At 56.8% G+C, this 16918-nt stretch carries 13 protein-coding genes; 8 read left to right on the top strand and 5 right to left on the bottom strand.

Going from position 1 to position 16918, the window contains the following annotated elements; all coding sequences use genetic code 11:
• Positions 1-320 precede the first annotated feature (320 nt).
• Entirely contained in the window at positions 321-566 is a 246-nt protein-coding gene (locus J8I35_RS25785) for a SymE family type I addiction module toxin (RefSeq protein ID WP_209927625.1), read from the bottom strand.
• Positions 567-1429: 863 nt separating this feature from the next.
• Here J8I35_RS25785 and J8I35_RS25780 point away from each other — a divergent pair.
• Genes J8I35_RS25780 through J8I35_RS25765 form a run of 4 tightly spaced genes read left to right on the top strand, consistent with a single transcriptional unit; the run spans position 1430 to position 7045 of the window.
• On the top strand, positions 1430-2842 hold the full coding sequence (locus J8I35_RS25780) for an N-6 DNA methylase (RefSeq protein ID WP_209927620.1): 1413 nt from the start codon (positions 1430-1432) through the stop codon (positions 2840-2842).
• Positions 2839-4590 (top strand): restriction endonuclease subunit S, encoded by a 1752-nt coding sequence (locus tag J8I35_RS34880; protein WP_209927618.1) that lies wholly within the window; start codon positions 2839-2841, stop codon positions 4588-4590. The genes J8I35_RS25780 and J8I35_RS34880 overlap by 4 nt, the downstream gene beginning before the upstream one ends.
• Positions 4577-6181: an AAA family ATPase gene (locus tag J8I35_RS25770; RefSeq protein ID WP_209927616.1), complete on the top strand. Its 1605-nt coding sequence runs from the start codon at positions 4577-4579 to the stop codon at positions 6179-6181. The genes J8I35_RS34880 and J8I35_RS25770 overlap by 14 nt, the downstream gene beginning before the upstream one ends.
• Before the next feature lie 6 nt (positions 6182-6187).
• Positions 6188-7045: a hypothetical protein gene (locus J8I35_RS25765; RefSeq protein WP_209927614.1), complete on the top strand. Its 858-nt coding sequence runs from the start codon at positions 6188-6190 to the stop codon at positions 7043-7045.
• A gap of 543 nt (positions 7046-7588) precedes the next feature.
• Here J8I35_RS25765 and gyrB read toward each other — a convergent pair.
• The 3 genes from gyrB to dnaA form a co-directional block, all read right to left on the bottom strand.
• Entirely contained in the window at positions 7589-10063 is a 2475-nt protein-coding gene (gene gyrB / locus J8I35_RS25760) for a DNA topoisomerase (ATP-hydrolyzing) subunit B (protein ID WP_060314023.1), read from the bottom strand.
• Positions 10064-10254: 191 nt separating this feature from the next.
• A complete protein-coding gene (gene dnaN / locus J8I35_RS25755) occupies positions 10255-11361 on the bottom strand; it encodes a DNA polymerase III subunit beta (RefSeq protein ID WP_006756934.1) in 1107 nt (368 codons plus the stop codon).
• Positions 11362-11531: 170 nt separating this feature from the next.
• Positions 11532-13109, bottom strand: coding sequence for a chromosomal replication initiator protein DnaA (gene dnaA, locus J8I35_RS25750; protein ID WP_221622881.1), 1578 nt, complete (start codon positions 13107-13109; stop codon positions 11532-11534).
• Between the two features lie 421 nt (positions 13110-13530).
• On the opposite strand from dnaA, the gene rpmH reads away from it, so the two are divergent.
• The 4 genes from rpmH to yidC all read left to right on the top strand — a co-directional run bounded on the left by rpmH (position 13531) and on the right by yidC (position 16154).
• Complete coding sequence (gene rpmH, locus J8I35_RS25745) at positions 13531-13665, top strand: 50S ribosomal protein L34 (RefSeq protein WP_004198824.1); 135 nt, start codon at positions 13531-13533, stop codon at positions 13663-13665.
• Positions 13666-13680: 15 nt separating this feature from the next.
• Entirely contained in the window at positions 13681-14142 is a 462-nt protein-coding gene (gene rnpA, locus J8I35_RS25740; protein WP_006489941.1) for a ribonuclease P protein component, read from the top strand.
• 75 nt (positions 14143-14217) lie between these two features.
• Entirely contained in the window at positions 14218-14484 is a 267-nt protein-coding gene (gene yidD, locus J8I35_RS25735) for a membrane protein insertion efficiency factor YidD (RefSeq protein WP_040142602.1), read from the top strand.
• Between the two features lie 8 nt (positions 14485-14492).
• Positions 14493-16154, top strand: a complete 1662-nt coding sequence (gene yidC, locus J8I35_RS25730) for a membrane protein insertase YidC (RefSeq protein WP_050018235.1) — start codon at positions 14493-14495, stop codon at positions 16152-16154.
• Between the two features lie 120 nt (positions 16155-16274).
• On the opposite strand, the gene J8I35_RS25725 is transcribed toward yidC, so the two are convergent.
• Complete coding sequence (locus J8I35_RS25725) at positions 16275-16709, bottom strand: transcriptional regulator (RefSeq protein WP_050018236.1); 435 nt, start codon at positions 16707-16709, stop codon at positions 16275-16277.
• Positions 16710-16918 lie beyond the last annotated feature (209 nt).

Below are 16918 nucleotides of genomic sequence, written 5' to 3'. Positions count from 1 at the left end.
CGAACAGGACCGTGAAACGACTCTACGCCGATGATAGTGCGGATTCCCGTGTGAAAGTAGGTAATCGTCAGGCTCCCTAAGCCAAGAACCCTCGCCCGACAAGGCGGGGGTTTTTGCATTGGCGCGGCGGAAATGTGTGGTGTGCCCGGCGTAGATCACACCTCGTGCCGAATAGCTACACGGCAGCGGACCTGAGTGACTGGCTCACTGCTGTCTCAGAACGATCGTCGCTTGTCACAGTTACTAACGGTATGGAGCATCGGGTACCGAGCTTCCAGACGGATAGTGACTTGCGACGCCGACCATCGGCAGTGCGGCGATCAAATCGGCGTGATGATGAGTCGCTTGTCCTCGACGGTAATCCGGACGCGTTCTCCTGCCTCGAATCCCGCGTCTTCAAGCCATACTCCAGCCAATTTGATCCACGGGAAGTACGTCGTGTTCAGTTTCCGGTGCGCCCTGATGGCACGGAGAACCCTAGACAAGGAATGATGGCGCGCTGACTCTTGAACAGTGACGAAGCGTTCCGTTACGGGGGTACGTGACTTATGATTGGCCTTAGCCATTTCCGACTCCTGAGGTGAGTTGGTTGTGGTCAGCGGGTCGTATGGGTGGCAGCCCATGCGGCCCGCGCTTTTGCGGTGATGCAAGTTGAGTGTACCCAACTGGTCATCTCGAAATATGGAAAACTCAACGAGTGGCCAATCGGCATAGTTTTTTGAGTTTTTGGTTGAACGAAGGTACAGCATAGATCTAGGTATCGCTGGACTATCAGTGCCCGGCCGTCTGGTCCGGTAGCGAGGGCGTGTGGTCCATTACACGCTGTCTTGCCTACTACCCTGCGCATAGGCACGAGATCGGATCGCCGTAGTGAGTCTGCTCGCGGGCGCTGATCAGGCCGTTGTTGTCGCTGCCCTGCATCGAATCGCCCACCGTCGTGGGATCGCTCTTCACGACGCTATAGCGCCCTGCTTGGAGGTGCCCGATTCACCTGGCCATAGGCGCCAATTAGCACTAGACGCCTCTCGGCGAAGACAGCGTACAGAAGCATCAGTCGCTCTGCTAACCCCGGCGTTGAGTGCGCTTTTTCGAAACCTCACACCGCGACGGAGAGCTCATCGAATCGGGATCCTCGCCGATTGGCCAATTCTCGTGCGGCTTTAGCGATATCGGGTAAGGTTACTGCGTTCTTTCCTTCGGAGCGGCAGGCGTGTTCCATCGCCTGCCTACGCTGGCGCGCATCCCCAGCTGTCCGTCAGTGCAGGATCACTTCTCTCGCGAGTACTCAAGCCTCGCTGCCCTGTCGGCAACGTAGATCTGGCTCGACAGGCTTTCCATCGCAAAGGCTTACCGGCGAACACGGGGCGTGAGAGAATCCTCCTAATCTCACGTCACACCGTGACAAGCCACTTTTTCAGCGAAAAAATCGATGAGTAACAACGATATTGTTCAAAAACTCTGGGGTCTCTGCAATATTCTGCGAGATGACGGAATTACTTATCATCAATATTTGAGCGAGCTTAGTTACTTGCTCTTTTTGAAGATGGCCGAGGAAACGGGGAGAGACCACGAGCTGGCAGAAGGATATCGATGGAAGGATCTCACTGCGAAGCGTGGCCAAGCACAGTTCGATTTCTATCGTGAGCAACTCGTAATGCTCGGAACCCATGGAACACCGCAGGTAAGGACAATCTTCGCAAACCCGACGTCATTGCTACGCCATGCGGATAATCTGAACGCTCTCGTTGATAAACTCGATTCATTGGACTGGTTCAACGCGAAGAAAGAAGGTCTCGGTGATCTATATGAAGGGTTGCTGCAAAAAAATGCTGCCGAAAAAAAGAGCGGTGCAGGGCAGTATTTCACCCCTCGTGCGTTAATTGAGTCGATCGTCAGTCTCGTTAAACCCCAGGCAGGGGAATTAATCCAGGATCCAGCTGCCGGTACCGGAGGTTTTCTGGTGGTGGCCAGTAACTTTGTACATGAAAATTCAGCAAAAAACTCCAAAGCCGCCAAATTTCAAGCTTGTGAGCTAGTTCAAGATACTCATCGTCTCCTGTTGATGAATGCAATTCTTCACGGCATGAAAGGAGACTTCATACTTGGAGATTCTCTGTCGAAGGAGGGGGCGGAACAGTTAACTGCCGCCGATGTAATTTTGACAAATCCTCCTTTTGGAAATAAGCGAGGTGGTGGATTACCCACTAGAACTGATCTTTTAACTCTCACGTCAAATAAGCAGCTTTCCTTTTTGCAACACGTGATTCTCCGATTAAAGCCGAGAGGGCGTGCTGCGGTGGTAGTTCCCGATAACGTTCTTTTCGAAGAAAATGCTGGTTATCAGGTGCGATCCGAGTTGTTTGAAAAATGCGATGTGCACACGATCCTTCGTTTGCCAGATGGAATTTTTTACGCTAACGTCAAGACAAATGTTTTGTTTTTTACAAAAGGTGAAAAGTCTTCCAAGGGCAACACAAAAGGGACATGGATTTACGATATGAGGACGAACGTTCCTGTATTTGGGAAGCGAACCCCCCTCGAACGAGAGCATTTTGCCGCATTCGAAGAGGCTTTCGGAACCGACGTGTACGGCCAATCGCCTCGAGTTCACGGGGCGGCTGATGACCGATTCCGCTTCTTTACTATTAACCAATTGCTGCAGCGTAACTTAAATCTTGATATTAGTTGGAAAGCCCAAGATCAATATAACGACGATGTTTCCGAAAATACAGACCCTGATGAAATCGTCTTTGAGATGCGCGCTCTGCTTGAAAGTGCATTGGACGAGCTCGATGCGCTCATTGAGCAGTCAATGCCTATCGATGGTGGGGTTATTTCGTGATCAATCAGTTGGAAATGAGTTTTTCGCCTCAAGATCAACTTAAGCTACGCGATCTTGTAACCGTCGCCAGCAAAATCGTGCATCCGGAGGAAACTCCAGATGCAATGTTTTTCTATGTGGCGATGGAGAATATTGAACAAGAAACGGGACGTATAGTAGAGAACCTGCCCGTGCAGGGGCGAAAGATAGCGAGTGCTAAATTTGAATTTAAGAAAGGGGATGTACTGTACGGTCGATTGAGACCCTACCTCCAAAAAGTCGCGATAGCCTCTTTTGATGGGATCTGCAGTACTGAAATCATACCATTACGCCCAAAGTCTGGTATTAGCGCAGAGTTTCTTAGAGAGTATCTTCTGAGCACCCTCCATCTCGCTCATGTAGAGGGGTTGGTGTCTGGGGCCAGAATGCCCAGACTTCGCACGACAGATCTCCTTGACGCTCCGGTTCCGGCTTTTTCAATACCAGACCAGCAGCAGATTGGTCGAGCTTGTACTATTCTCAGAGTGCGTGCTTACTCTGTTGAAGAGCGATTCAGGCAAGTATTAGCGCTGAGCGGTATTCATCGAGAGGCCGTCTTGCGCGCTAGTGATGGAGCTAACGAATTTACTCGCAAGGAAACCGGCAGCGCTGAACTCGACGGCGGAGCACTCTTGGCTCAGTTATTGGATTTTCGGCGCAGGGATTGGGAAACTGAACAAATTGCATTGTCTGAAAAATCAGGACGCGCTCTGAAGGGCGAAGACTGGAAGAAGAAATATCCGATCCCCAGTCCGCCCCCGATTGATGGATTGCCGCAGCTTCCTGCTGGTTGGGTTTGGGCAAGTGTCGAGCAGTTGACACTTGCCACATCCCCGCTTTGCTATGGAGTTGTACAACCAGGAGACGAAAGTTCGGAAGGCGTACCGATGGTTCGTGTAAACGACCTTCAAAATGATGCTATCCGCCCTGGTAAACTACGACGCATTGCATTCGACATCGACGAGGCGCATGCTCGTTCTCGTCTAAAAGGAGGAGAAGTCCTTGTGTCGATTGTTGGGACAATTGGTCGTGTCGCAATAGTGCCTCCCGAGATGGTTGGGGCAAATATTGCGCGCGCAATTGCCAAACTGACTGTCAATCCATTGATGCCTTCTGAGTGGATCGCAAATGCGTTAATGGCGCCGAGGTTACAGTTTTGGATGCAATCTTCCTCCCGCGAAGTTGCAAGAAAAACTCTCAACCTAGAGTCTCTTGGGAAGGCGGCAATCGCAATTCCACCCGCCTCAATGATCAATGAAACTTTGGATTTACAAGAAAAGCATCTTGAAAGAGTTAGGCAAACATCAAATAACGTAGAGCGGACTCTTCAGCGGCTGCAATATTTTCGCCGAAATGTTGTATCTCGAATATTCGCCACGAATGTCCGTATTCCCTTGTTTTCCACAGAATGGAATGCGGTGATTGCTAGCTTTTTTGAATCGACCACGGCTCAGCGGACTATTGTCGCTGAGGAGAATAAAAATTCGAAGGCCCATCGAACGAGTGGAAGAACCTCCGAGATGAATGAAAATGATCTCTTCTCAATTCTTTTAGATCACCCGGAAGGCCTGTCGCCATTCGATTTATTGCAACGATCTCGATATGCAACATCTACGATCGAGAGTTTTTATCAGGAATTGGCTGGCGAGGTAAAGAAGGGCCGAATTTCAGAGGTCCGAAATGGGATTCGAGAAGTTAAACTCCTTGTAAACGACGATGCGAGTCGATAAACTTTACCTGAAAGATTTCCGAAATCTATCTAATTTTGAGATAGATTTCGATGAAGATAGTCCCCGGACCGTGCTGATAGGGCGGAACGGTGTCGGAAAGACAAATCTACTCGAAGCGCTGACGCGAATTTTCCGTCAGTTGGATTTGCGTGAACGTCCCGATTTTGAGTACAAAATTCAATACTCCTGCAGCGGTCACGTCATCCAGGTGGAAGCTACACGTACGAAGGACAAGGCTGACAAGATTGCTATTTCGTTCAAAGTTGCCGCACAAGGCGACATCGATATTGATGCAGTGGAGTCTATTAGTGAATCTGCATTTTATAGATTAAATGACTCAACTAGATTACTACCGAAGCATGTCTTTGGCTATTATTCTGGTGCATCTTCGCGATTCCGAAATCTTTTCTCGCAGCACACAGAAATATATCGAGATCAGCTAATAGCTGGGGAAGAGGACACGATTCGACCACTGTTTTTGGCGGAGGACTGGCATAGTCAGTTTGTCCTTCTTGCTTTTTATTCAAAACGTGATCCGGAAATTGATAAATTTCTCAAATCTCAATTCGGCATTACCGGACTTGAATCGGTTTTATTTGCGCTCAATGAGCCATATTGGTACAAGAAGGAGCCTTCTCCAGAGGTCAGGGCTCGGGGAGACGAGCGCTATTGGTGGGCAGCAGGTACCGTAAAGACGTTTCTAGGGAAGTTGCACGACCAAGCCCTCGCACCCATGGAGACAACGGAGAAGGTTCCTGTTGGAATTCGTCGTACAAAAACCAAAGAACATCGCTACTGTTACATAAAATCCCATGAAGATCTCATCGCTATTGCACATGATATAGATCAAAAGGAATTTTTTAAGCGACTTGAAAGTACCGTTATGAGTGATCTTCTCAGAGAGGTGAAGATCAGATTTCATGTCGAAAATCAGAATTCGCTGCTTAGTTTTGATGATCTGAGCGAAGGCGAGCAACAACTTCTTACAGTTCTTGGATTGTTGCGCTTTACAAATCAAGATGAGTCACTTTTTTTACTTGATGAGCCGGATACACATCTCAATCCCGCTTGGTGTCTTGATTATCTCGATATTTTGACGAATTATGGTGGCGGGCTGAACAACAGTCAAATCATTATGACGACACACAGTCCTCTCGTTTTTGCAGGGTTAAAGAAAAATGAGGTAATTCTCCTTCAGAAGCGAGAAATTGACGCTGAAATTTATGCTGAGCACCCCGCGTCAGATCCTAAAGGGATGGGATTTTCGGCGATTTTGACAAGTGAATTTTTCGGATTGCGCATGGCTCTGGATCGAGAAACTACGGATTTGCTTGACGAAAAAAGGCGGCTTGGAAGCCTTGAATACAGGTCGCCGAAGGATGAAGAGCGCTTGGCGGAATTGAATAAGGAAATCGGGGAGTTAGATTTCTCAAATGAGGTCCGCGATCCGCTTTATAAAGATTTCGTTAGGGCGATGACGGACTTGGAAAATTCAGATCCAGAGATTGGTGCAACAGTGTTAACACCAGATGCTGTTGAGCGTCGCCGCGAGCTTGCAAAAAAAATATTGAGCCAAATTAAAAATAAATAGGCAATTATGAGATACATAAGACAGGACGATCTCCTTGCGCTTATTCCAGACAGTTGGTATGCCGAAACCGAAGCAGCACTGGAAGAGCTAAAGAAGTTATCGCCGGACGAGCGGGGAAAATTTTTTGCTGATAATGCGCTTTGGTCAAAGCTCAAGGAGCATCTTTGCAAATTATCTTCAGATAAATGTTGGTATTCGGAAAAGCGAATTTCGCCCTCCGAACTCGAGATCGATCATTTTCGACCGAAGTCGAGAGTCACCGGGGTGGCACCTCCGCATCGAGGTTATTGGTGGCTCGGGTTTGAATGGAAAAACTTCAGACTCGCATATTCACTAATAAACAAACGACGGAGAGATGTGCGTCAGGGGGATGTTCAAGGTAAAGGCTGCTATTTTCCTCTACTTGATGAAAAAGCTCGGGTGCCTGACGTAGCTCCAGCAGATATATCGAGAGAGGAACCAGAACTCATAGACCCTTGCCGTGCGGCAGATGTTTGGCTGCTAAGCTACGCCGTCGAAGCCGGAAAAATTGTCTCGAAATATACCGTGGAAACTAACAAGCGCAACCATCAGCGAGCGGAGTGCTCGATTGTCTTGTTTCATTTAAATGAAGGTTCGTTAATTCGCGATCGAAAAGATATTCAGGTGGCTTTAAAAAATCTTTCTGATAGGGCGGATAAACTGTTTACTCGGCAGGCAGAGAATGGTGATCTATCGGACGAAGATCAGCAAGAATTGAGCAGTTGTGTTGAACTTATAACTCAGAAGATCACGAGTAGCGCTCCATTCTCTGCCTTTGCGCGAGCGTGTATATATCAGCTAGGTGATCGAGGCTGGAACACGGAATTGTTGACGATGGCCTGACTACGAAAAATTCGCGGAACGAGATCTATGACTCCTTGTCTCGCTCGCGAACGACGGCGCAGCCTCAATCATTTGGTGCTTTACTCAGTTCATGAAAATTGAGTGAGCACACTCGGCTTCTAAGATTGTTGCCTATCTCCACAATCAATCCCGAGGCTGCGACGCTTATGCGTATGGCCCGGTATGTGGGAACGATCATATTCCGCCGTATGGGAAAGATGCCGCCAACTCGGGCGGCATGGTTTTTTGAATTTGAATGAAATTCTTGGTCGGTGCTTGATTGACTAATATTCAGCTTGTGAATTGCGAATCACTATTTGTGCATGCGATTGCGCAACCCGACCCGCGACTTCTGCTTTCCAGCGCTGCATCTAAGTGCTGGTCCCAGTCGCGACGGCAACCTTTAAATTATCTGTCGGGTTTTACTGACAATAGGACCGATTCTTTTGCTTAGTTAGTGCAGTTGCAAAAAACCGGTCCCGCGGTCGCGAAACTATAGTGCCAGTCGCGCGTACTTTGGCGCCCGACAGCCAGAAAGCGAAATCAAACGTCAATATTCCCCGCCCGCAACGCGTTCGACTCAATAAACGCCCGCCGCGGCTCGACATCATCCCCCATGAGGGTAGTAAAGATCCCATCCGCCGCAATCGCGTCTTCGATCTGCACGCGCAGCAGACGCCGCACTGCCGGATCCATCGTCGTTTCCCACAGCTGCTCGGGGTTCATCTCCCCCAGCCCCTTATAGCGTTGTTTCGAGACGTTCCGCTCAGCATCCGCCAGCAGCCACTTCATCGCGCTCTTGAAGTCCGCCACGGCCATGCTGCGCTCACCGCGCTTGATGACGGCCCCTTCCCCAATCAGCCCCTTGAACGTATTCGCGGTGGTCACGAGCTGCTGATAATCCGCCGTGTGCTGGAATTCCTGGTCGATGACCGAGACCCGCACATTGCCGTGATGCGTGCGTTCGACATGCAGCGCCCGCTGTTCGCGAACCGCGTCATACGAAGGCACAACCCGCACTTCGTTCTTCAGCGCTTCATCATGCAACGCAGCGTGCAGGGCCTTAGCCGAAGCCTCGGTCGACTCCTCGTTGGAAAGATCGATCACCACGCCATCCATGACCGCTTCCAGCGCAGCCGGGTCATACAACCGGCTCAACCGCTCGATCACGCTCTGCGACAGCAGATACGACCTTGCCAGCTCCCCGAGCGCATCACCCGAAATCGCCGCCGCATTCTCACCCGGCACCAGCTCCGACCCTTGCAGCGCCAACCGCAGCATGTGCGCGTTGAGCTCCACGTCGTCCTTCAGATACCGCTCGTCCTTGCCCGCCTTGATTTTGTAAAGAGGCGGCTGCGCGATATACACGTACCCGCGCTCGATCATGTCCGGCATCTGGCGATACAGGAACGTGAGCAGCAGCGTCCGGATGTGCGCACCGTCGACGTCCGCGTCGGTCATGATGATGATGCGGTGATAGCGGAGCTTGTCGAGGTTGTAGTCTTCCTTGCCGATCCCGCACCCAAGCGCGGTCACGAGCGTGACGATCTGCTCCGACGACAGCAGCTTGTCGTAGCGCGCCTTCTCGACGTTCAGCACCTTGCCGCGCAGCGGCAGGATCGCCTGGAACTTCCGGTCACGCCCTTGCTTCGCCGAGCCACCTGCCGAGTCACCCTCGACGATGTAGATTTCGCACTTCGCCGGGTCTTTCTCCTGGCAGTCCGCGAGCTTGCCCGGCAGGCCGACGCCGTCGAGCACGCCCTTGCGGCGCGTCATCTCACGCGCCTTCCGCGCAGCATCACGCGCACGCGCGGCTTCAACGATCTTCCCGCAGATGATCTTCGCGTCGATCGGCGTTTCCAGCAGGAACTCTTCGAGCGCCTTCGCCACAACTTCTTCAACCGGCGCACGAACCTCGGAAGAAACCAGCTTGTCCTTCGTCTGCGAGCTGAACTTCGGCTCCGGCACCTTCACGGAAAGCACGCACGACAGCCCTTCGCGCATGTCGTCGCCGGTCGTCTCGACCTTCGCCTTCTTCGCGATTTCGTTGTCGGTGATGTACTTGTTGATGACGCGCGTCATCGCGGCCCGCAGGCCGGTCAGGTGCGTGCCGCCGTCGCGCTGCGGAATGTTGTTCGTGAAGCACAGCACGTTTTCGTTGTAGCTGTCGTTCCACTGCATCGCGACTTCGACGCCCACGCCATCCTTCTCGCCGTTGGCGAAGAACACCGTCGGGTGCAGGTTGGTCTTCGTCTTGTTGATGTACTCGACGAAGCCCTTCACACCGCCGGCGAACGCGAAATCGTCTTCCTTGCCCGAACGCAGATCGGTGAGGCGAATCCGCACACCGTTGTTCAGGAACGAAAGCTCGCGCATCCGCTTCGCGAGGATGTCGTAGTGATACTCGACCGTGCCGAAAATGGTCGGATCGGCCATGAAGTGCACTTCGGTGCCGCGGTTCTCGGTGTCGCCGGTCACGAGCATCGGCGACACTTCCACGCCATCGACCACCTCGAGCACGCGATCCTGCGCCACGCCGCGATGGAACTCCATGAACCGCTTCTTGCCGTCACGGCGCACCGTGAGGCGCAGCCAGCTCGACAGCGCGTTCACGCACGACACACCCACGCCGTGCAGGCCACCGGACACCTTGTAGCTGTTCTGGTCGAACTTGCCGCCGGCATGCAGCTCGGTCATCACGATTTCCGCCGCACTGCGCTTCGGCTCGTGCTTGTCGTTCATCTTCACGTCGGTCGGAATCCCGCGGCCGTTGTCGGTCACGGAAATCGAGTTGTCGGCGTGAATCGTCACGTGGATGTCGTTGCAGTACCCGGCCAACGCTTCGTCGATCGAGTTGTCGAGCACCTCGAACACGAGGTGGTGCAGACCGGTGCCGTCCGACGTGTCGCCGATGTACATCCCGGGGCGCTTGCGCACCGCTTCCAGACCTTCGAGGATCTGGATCGACGAGGCGCCGTAGCTGCTGTTATCGGGTTGCGAATTGTGCTGTTCACTCATGGATATCTTCCGGTTCTGCGGGGCCACTCTCGTGGCGGCGCGGTGCGTTTCAGCGAGAAATCGCCGGGCCGCTCCAGTTTCCTGGCCCGCCCCAAGTGCCGAAAAGGCACCAAAAGGGCGGGTTGTCGGTTCGCCATAAAAACGCCAAAGGGGCTTGCCGCCCCCTGGTGTGTGTCGCGATGTCGAGCGCGTCAGATGCGCATCGGCATCACGACATACTTGAACTCGTCGTTCTCGGGCACGGTGATCAGCGCGCTCGAGCTGGCGTCGCCGAGGCTCACCTGCACGGTGTCGACCTTCAGGTTCGCGAGCACGTCGAGCAGATACGTGACGTTGAAGCCGATGTCGACGGTATCGCCCTGGTAGGCGATTTCGAGTTCTTCCTGCGCCTCTTCCTGATCGGCGTTGGTCGACATGATCTTCAGCTGGCCCGGCGCGATGATGCAGCGCACGCCCTTGAACTTGTCCGAGGTCAGGATCGCCGCGCGCTGCAGCGAACGCTGCAGCTCTTCACGGCCGATCTCGAACGTGTTCTTGTGCGCCTTCGGGATCACGCGCTGGAAGTCGGGGAACTTGCCCTCGACGAGTTTCGACACGAGCTCGACTTGGCCGAACGTGAACTTGGCCTGGGTTTGCGCGATGTCGATGGTGACGGTGTCGTCGATGTCTTCGAGCAGGCGCTGCAGCTCGAGAATCGTCTTGCGCGGCACGATGACTTCCTGGCGGCCGAACGTGCCGCCTTCGAGCTTCATCGACGAGAACGCGAGGCGGTGGCCGTCGGTGGCCACGGCCATCAGCTGGTCGCCGTCGACGACGAGCAGCATGCCGTTCAGGTAGTAGCGGATGTCCTGCTGCGCCATCGCGAAGTGCACCATGCCGAGCAACTGGCGGAACGACTTCTGCGGGACGGTGAGCGTGGCGCCGAAATCCTTCGCCTGCGCGACGGTCGGGAACTCGTCGGCCGCCAGCGTCTGCAGTGCGAAACGGCTCTTGCCGGATTGAACGGTGAGGCGCTTGTCGGCGAGCGACAGCGTGACCTGGCCGTCAGGCATCGCACGCAGGATGTCGAGCAGCTTGCGCGCCGCGACGGTGGTCGCGACCTGGTCGCCGCCGACGCCGAAATCGGCGCGCGTGGTGATCTGCAGCTCCAGGTCGGTCGACAGGAATGAAACGTCCGGGCCGTTCTTGGTGATCAGCAGGTTGGCGAGGATCGGCAACGTATGGCGGCGTTCGACGATGCCGCTGACCGTTTGCAGCGGCCTGAGGAGGGTGTCTCGTTCGGTCTTGACCAGTTGCATAGAGTTCCTTCGTTGAGTAACGGCCTGCAGCGCAGCAGCCTCGCAGCGCCCCGCCGGCCGGGCTCTTGGCCCGCCACCACCGGGGCGGTCAAACCAGTATTGTGCCTCAAAACCGAACCGCCCCCCTTAAATTGGGGCGGAGGCCGAATTATCAAGCGCGGCGCGCGCGCTCAGCCCTTCAGCGTCTGTTCCAGCACGTGCAGCTCGTGGTTGAGCTGCGCGTCCTTGCTTCGCTCGTCGGCGATCTTGCGCACCGCGTGCAGCACGGTGGTGTGATCGCGCCCGCCGAACAGCTCGCCGATTTCCGGCAGGCTCTTCTGCGTGAGTTCCTTCGCCAGGTACATCGCAATCTGCCGCGGCCGCGCGATGTTCGCGGGGCGCTTCTTCGAATACATGTCGGCGACCTTGATGTTGTAGAAGTCGGCGACGGTCTTCTGGATGTTCTCGACCGAAATCTGCCGGTTCTGCACGGTCAGCAGGTCCTTCAGCGCTTCCTTGGTCAGCTCGATCGAGATCTCGCGGCCGTGGAACTTCGAATACGCGAGGATCTTGCGCAGCGCGCCTTCGAGTTCGCGCACGTTCGAGCGCAGATGCTTCGCGACGAAGAACGCGACGTCTTCCGACAGGTTCACGCCTTCCGACTGCGCCTTGCGCATCAGGATCGCGACGCGCATTTCCAGCTCGGGCGGCTCGATCGCGACGGTGAGGCCCGAGTCGAAGCGCGAGATCAGGCGATCGTCGATGCCCGAGATTTCCTTCGGATACGTGTCGCTGGTGATGATCACCTGCGCCTTGTTCGCGACCAGCGCTTCGAACGCGTAGAAGAATTCCTCTTGCGTGCGCGACTTGCCGGAGAAGAACTGGATATCGTCGATCAGCAGCAGGTCGAGCGAGTGGTAGTAGCGCTTGAAGTCGTCGAACGCCTTGCGCTGGTACGCCTTCACTACGTCCGACACGTATTGCTCGGCATGGATGTAGCGGATTCGCGCGCCGGCCTTGTCGAGCAGCAGCTGGTTGCCGATCGCGTGGATCAGGTGGGTCTTGCCGAGGCCGACGCCGCCGTACAGGAACAGCGGGTTGTACGAGATGCCCGGGTTGTCCGCGACCTGGATTGCGGCGGCGCGCGCGAGCTGGTTCGCCTTGCCCGTCACGAAGTTGTCGAACGTGAGCACGGGGTTCAGCTTCGAACGTTCGTACATCGAATCGGCTTCGCCGCCGTTCGCGGGTGCGGCACCGGGGCCCGGACGCCACGTGCGGCGGCCGGCCGCCGCTTCGTGCGCGGGCAGGCTCGGCAGGTCGATGTCGGCGTCGTCGGCGTTCAGGTGGTGCGCGGCGGCCGCCGACGGCGTCATCGGCACGTCGGCCGGCGCGGCGGGCGCAGCGGAAGCATTCGCGGTCAGGTTGGCGGCGATCGCGGCGACCGTCGCCGCCGGGCCGCTCGGGGCCAGCGGCGCACGCGGGGCGGCCGGCGCGGCGCCCGCGGGGGCGCTGCGCATGCCGGCCTTCGGATCGAGGACGAACTGGACTTCGATCGGCGTGTTCCAGAATTCACGGGCCAGATCGCTGATCCGGCCCGAAAACTGGCTCTTGACCCAGTCCAGCTTGAAGCGGTTCGGCGCGGCGATGGACAGCGTGTTCGCCGACGCATCGAAGGCCACCGGGGCCAAGGGTTTGATCCACGTCACGTACTGCTGGGGCGTTAGCTCGCGCTCCAGCAGTGCGGAACAGTGTTGCCAGAAATCGTTCATCAAGTAACTGTCGTTTTTTGCGTGCACAGCGCGGCTCGCCGGCGCCCTTGTCGCGGTCGCGCAACAAGGCCCGAAGCGGTCGTGCGAGCGTGCCTCGGACGCCTGCGTCACAGTCGTGGAGGGGCAGGCGCGAGCCGAAGCGGCGTGCGGGATTCTTGGAGATAAGGCGAGATTCTAACGCCAAACGCGGCCACAGCGGGACTTATCCACAGGCTGGGTTTGTGGGTCGCGGGGCCGGATCGGAGCGGCCCGGCACAGGCGAGCGACTCGTAAAGTATTGACCGTCAACGGAAAAACGGTTTAAATAGCGGGTTCCGCGAAAACCAATCCTGTATTCCCGGCGATTGCGTTCGCCCGAATGCCTCCGGTTAAGGGCACGCGGTCCCCTGAATTTCGACATTCTCGAACAAGTGAGAACATCATGAAACGTACTTACCAACCGTCCGTGACGCGCCGCAAGCGCACCCATGGCTTCCGTGTCCGCATGAAGACGGCAGGTGGCCGCAAGGTCATCAACGCTCGCCGCGCGAAGGGCCGCAAGCGCCTCGCCATCTAAGGCAGGTTGCGCGCTGTGTCCGCCGTCCGCAGTCCTGCGGAAGGTGCCGTCGAGCCGGGTGCGAATCCGTCGCAGACGAAAGCCGCCTTCCCGAAAGCTGCGCGACTTCTGAAAACGGATGAATTTTCATCCGTTTTTCGTTTGCGCCCCTGGCGGCGCTCCGCGCACTTCGTGATCTACGGCAAGCCGACCGGTCAGCCTGCACGTCTGGGGCTCGTCATCGGCAAGAAGTATGCGCCGCGAGCGGTTACCCGTAACCTCGTGAAGCGGCTGGCGCGCGATCAGTTTCGCCTGCGCCGGGCCGAATTCGCCGGTTACGACCTGCTGCTGCGGCAGCACACGCGCTTCGACAAGAAAGCGCTGCCGAGTGCGGCTTCCGCCCCGCTCGCGGCGATGTGCGCGGCCGAGATCCGCGAACTGCTCGACAGGGCAGTCCGGGAAATCGCGCGCCGCGCGTCGAAGCCCGCGTCCGAGTGACGCATCCGTGCCCGGCGCGGCGTTCGCGCCCGCCCGGCCGGTTTTGACGCGGCGTCGTACGGCGTCGCCCAAGGTATGGAAACGGTATTGATCGCCTTGCTGCGCTTCTACAAGGTTGCCGTGAGCCCGATGCTCGGCAACCGTTGCCGTTTTTATCCTTCCTGTTCGGATTACGCGCGCGAGGCAATCCAGTATCATGGCGCCGCGCGCGGCACGTATCTCGCCGTCAGGCGCGTGTGCCGATGCCACCCGTTTTCCGCGGGCGGCGTCGACCTCGTCCCGCCGCCCAACTCCGACACTCGCGCTCGCGGCGAAGCCGACGCGCGGTCCCATCGACTCTGAGACAACGCATGGATATCAAACGCACCGTCCTATGGGTGATCTTCTTCATGTCAGCTGTCATGCTGTACGACAACTGGCAGCGGGACCATGGACGCCCGTCGATGTTCTTCCCGAGCGCCACGCAGACGGCCCCGGCTGCTGCCGGCGGCGCATCGGGCACGGGCGCGACGAAGACCGCAGGTGACGTGCCGGCCGCCGCAGCCGGCGCCGCACCGTCGACGACGGCCCCGGCCGCGCAGGCGCAGCTCGTGAAGTTCTCGACCGACGTGTACGACGGCGAAATCGACACGCGCGGCGGCACGCTCGCGAAGCTGACGCTGAAGAAGCAGGGCGACGGCAAGCAGCCCGACCTGTACATCACGCTGTTCGACCACACGGCCGGCCACACGTATCTCGCACGCACGGGCCTGCTCGGCGGCGATTTCCCGAACCACAACGACGTCTACACGCAGCTGAACCCCGGCTCGACGTCGTTGACGGGCGACCAGAACACGCTGAAGCTGTCGTTCGAATCGCCGGTGAAGGGCGGCGTGAAGGTCGTGAAGACCTACACGTTCACGCGCGGCAGCTATGTGATCGGCGTCGACACCAAGATCGACAACGTCGGCACGGCGCCCGTCACGCCGACGGTCTACATGGAACTGGTGCGCGACAACACGGCCGTCGAAACGCCGATGTTCTCGCATACGTTCCTCGGGCCGGCGGTCTATACGGACGCGAAGCACTTCCAGAAGATCGACTTCAGCGACCTCGACAAGAACAAGGCGAACTTCGAGAAGGCCGCCGACAACGGCTGGGTTGCGATGGTGCAGCACTACTTCGCGTCGGCCTGGATTCCGCAGCAGGGCGCGAAGCGCGACATCTACGCTGAAAAGATCGATCCGACGCTGTATCGCGTCGGCGTGAAGCAGCCGGTCGCCGCGATCGCGCCGGGCCAGTCGGCCGACGTGCAGGCGCGCCTGTTCGCCGGTCCGGAAGAAGAGCGCATGCTCGAAGGCATCGCGCCGGGCCTGGAGCTCGTGAAGGACTACGGTTGGGTGACGATCATCGCGAAGCCGCTGTTCTGGCTGCTCGAGAAGATCCACAGCTACGTCGGCAACTGGGGCTGGGCGATCGTGCTGCTGACGGTGCTGATCAAGGCCGTGTTCTTCCCGCTGTCGGCTGCGAGCTACAAGTCGATGGCGCGCATGAAGGAAATCACGCCGCGCATGCAGGCGCTGCGCGAACGCTTCAAGAGCGATCCGCAGAAGATGAACGCCGCGCTGATGGAGCTGTACAAGACCGAGAAGGTCAATCCGTTCGGCGGCTGCCTGCCGGTCGTGATCCAGATCCCGGTGTTCATCTCGCTGTACTGGGTGCTGCTCGCGTCGGTGGAAATGCGCGGCGCGCCGTGGATTCTGTGGATTCACGACCTGTCGCAGCGCGATCCGTTCTTCATCCTGCCGGTGCTGATGGCCGTGTCGATGTTCGTGCAGACGAGCCTGAACCCGACGCCGCCGGACCCGGTCCAGGCGAAGATGATGAAGTTCATGCCGATCGCGTTCTCGGTGATGTTCTTCTTCTTCCCGGCTGGCCTCGTGCTGTACTACGTCGTGAACAACGTGCTGTCGATCGCGCAGCAGTACTACATCACGCGCAAGCTCGGCGGCGTCAAGAAGAAGCCGGCCTGACGCTTGATGCATTCGCGGGCGGCCAGCCGCCTGCGATGCTCGCAAAAAAAGCCGCATGGTTCGCGACCATGCGGCTTTTTGTTTCCCGGTGACGGTGACGGCGCGTGCGGTGGCTGTCGCTCAGGCCTTCTTCGCTTCGAGTTTCGGATCGCCGTAGAACTGCTCGACGAGTTCCTGAACGAGGTAGCGCTGGTGTGGAGACAGCGCCTCGATCTTCGATGCGAGTTCAATCGTCTCGGGCGTCGGCGGATAGCGTTCGTCGCGCGGCAGCGGTTGCGGCGTCGGATGTTCGACCACGCTCGGCGACGGCCCGTAATGCAGCCAGTGCACTTCAACGCGCAACCATTCGGCCAGCGTTTCGAGTTTGTCCGACGTCGGGATCGTGCGGCCCGTCAGCCATTTGTGCGCGGTTTGCGGCGAAACGGGGTGCGTTCCGCGGTGACGCAGATTGAATCGGTTCGCCAGCTCCGTCGCGCCCGTGACCTTCTCCGGGCTGCGCCGCAGGGCGAATTTCAGGCGTTCCGAGAACGCGGCTTTTTCTTCGGATGTCGGCATGGGGGAGATTGTGCAATTTCATCGCCGCATTTCAGACAACCATATAAGATAAACATATCTCATTCGGACGAATCCCGACCGGGATCAGGATGGTGGATGAAATTGAGGGACGCAGTGTCGAGCCGCTCCAGCAAACATACTTGTCCGAAATGGCGGGTGGCTCATCACGCTGGACTGATACTTAGCTTATCCCCGGCGGGATAAATTCG

Origin of the sequence: Burkholderia sp. CpTa8-5, assembly GCF_017815045.1 — a bacterium.
In the GTDB taxonomy this organism is placed as follows: domain Bacteria; phylum Pseudomonadota; class Gammaproteobacteria; order Burkholderiales; family Burkholderiaceae; genus Burkholderia; species Burkholderia sola.
The sequence above is the reverse complement of the archived record's forward strand: the minus strand, read 5'-3'. Positions and strand labels throughout refer to the sequence as shown.

What these genes read in the sequence shown, in the direction of transcription:
- J8I35_RS25780 (WP_209927620.1), top strand. Translation starts at nt 1,430, where the DNA reads ATGAGTAACAACGATATTGTTCAAAAACTCTGGGGTCTCTGCAATATT.
- J8I35_RS25785 (WP_209927625.1), bottom strand. Translation starts at nt 566, where the DNA reads ATGGCTAAGGCCAATCATAAGTCACGTACCCCCGTAACGGAACGCTTC.
- J8I35_RS25770 (WP_209927616.1), top strand. Translation starts at nt 4,577, where the DNA reads ATGCGAGTCGATAAACTTTACCTGAAAGATTTCCGAAATCTATCTAAT.
- gyrB (WP_060314023.1), bottom strand. Translation starts at nt 10,063, where the DNA reads ATGAGTGAACAGCACAATTCGCAACCCGATAACAGCAGCTACGGCGCC.
- yidC (WP_050018235.1), top strand. Translation starts at nt 14,493, where the DNA reads ATGGATATCAAACGCACCGTCCTATGGGTGATCTTCTTCATGTCAGCT.
- yidD (WP_040142602.1), top strand. Translation starts at nt 14,218, where the DNA reads ATGGAAACGGTATTGATCGCCTTGCTGCGCTTCTACAAGGTTGCCGTG.
- rpmH (WP_004198824.1), top strand. Translation starts at nt 13,531, where the DNA reads ATGAAACGTACTTACCAACCGTCCGTGACGCGCCGCAAGCGCACCCAT.
- J8I35_RS25725 (WP_050018236.1), bottom strand. Translation starts at nt 16,709, where the DNA reads ATGCCGACATCCGAAGAAAAAGCCGCGTTCTCGGAACGCCTGAAATTC.
- J8I35_RS25765 (WP_209927614.1), top strand. Translation starts at nt 6,188, where the DNA reads ATGAGATACATAAGACAGGACGATCTCCTTGCGCTTATTCCAGACAGT.
- dnaN (WP_006756934.1), bottom strand. Translation starts at nt 11,361, where the DNA reads ATGCAACTGGTCAAGACCGAACGAGACACCCTCCTCAGGCCGCTGCAA.
- dnaA (WP_221622881.1), bottom strand. Translation starts at nt 13,109, where the DNA reads ATGAACGATTTCTGGCAACACTGTTCCGCACTGCTGGAGCGCGAGCTA.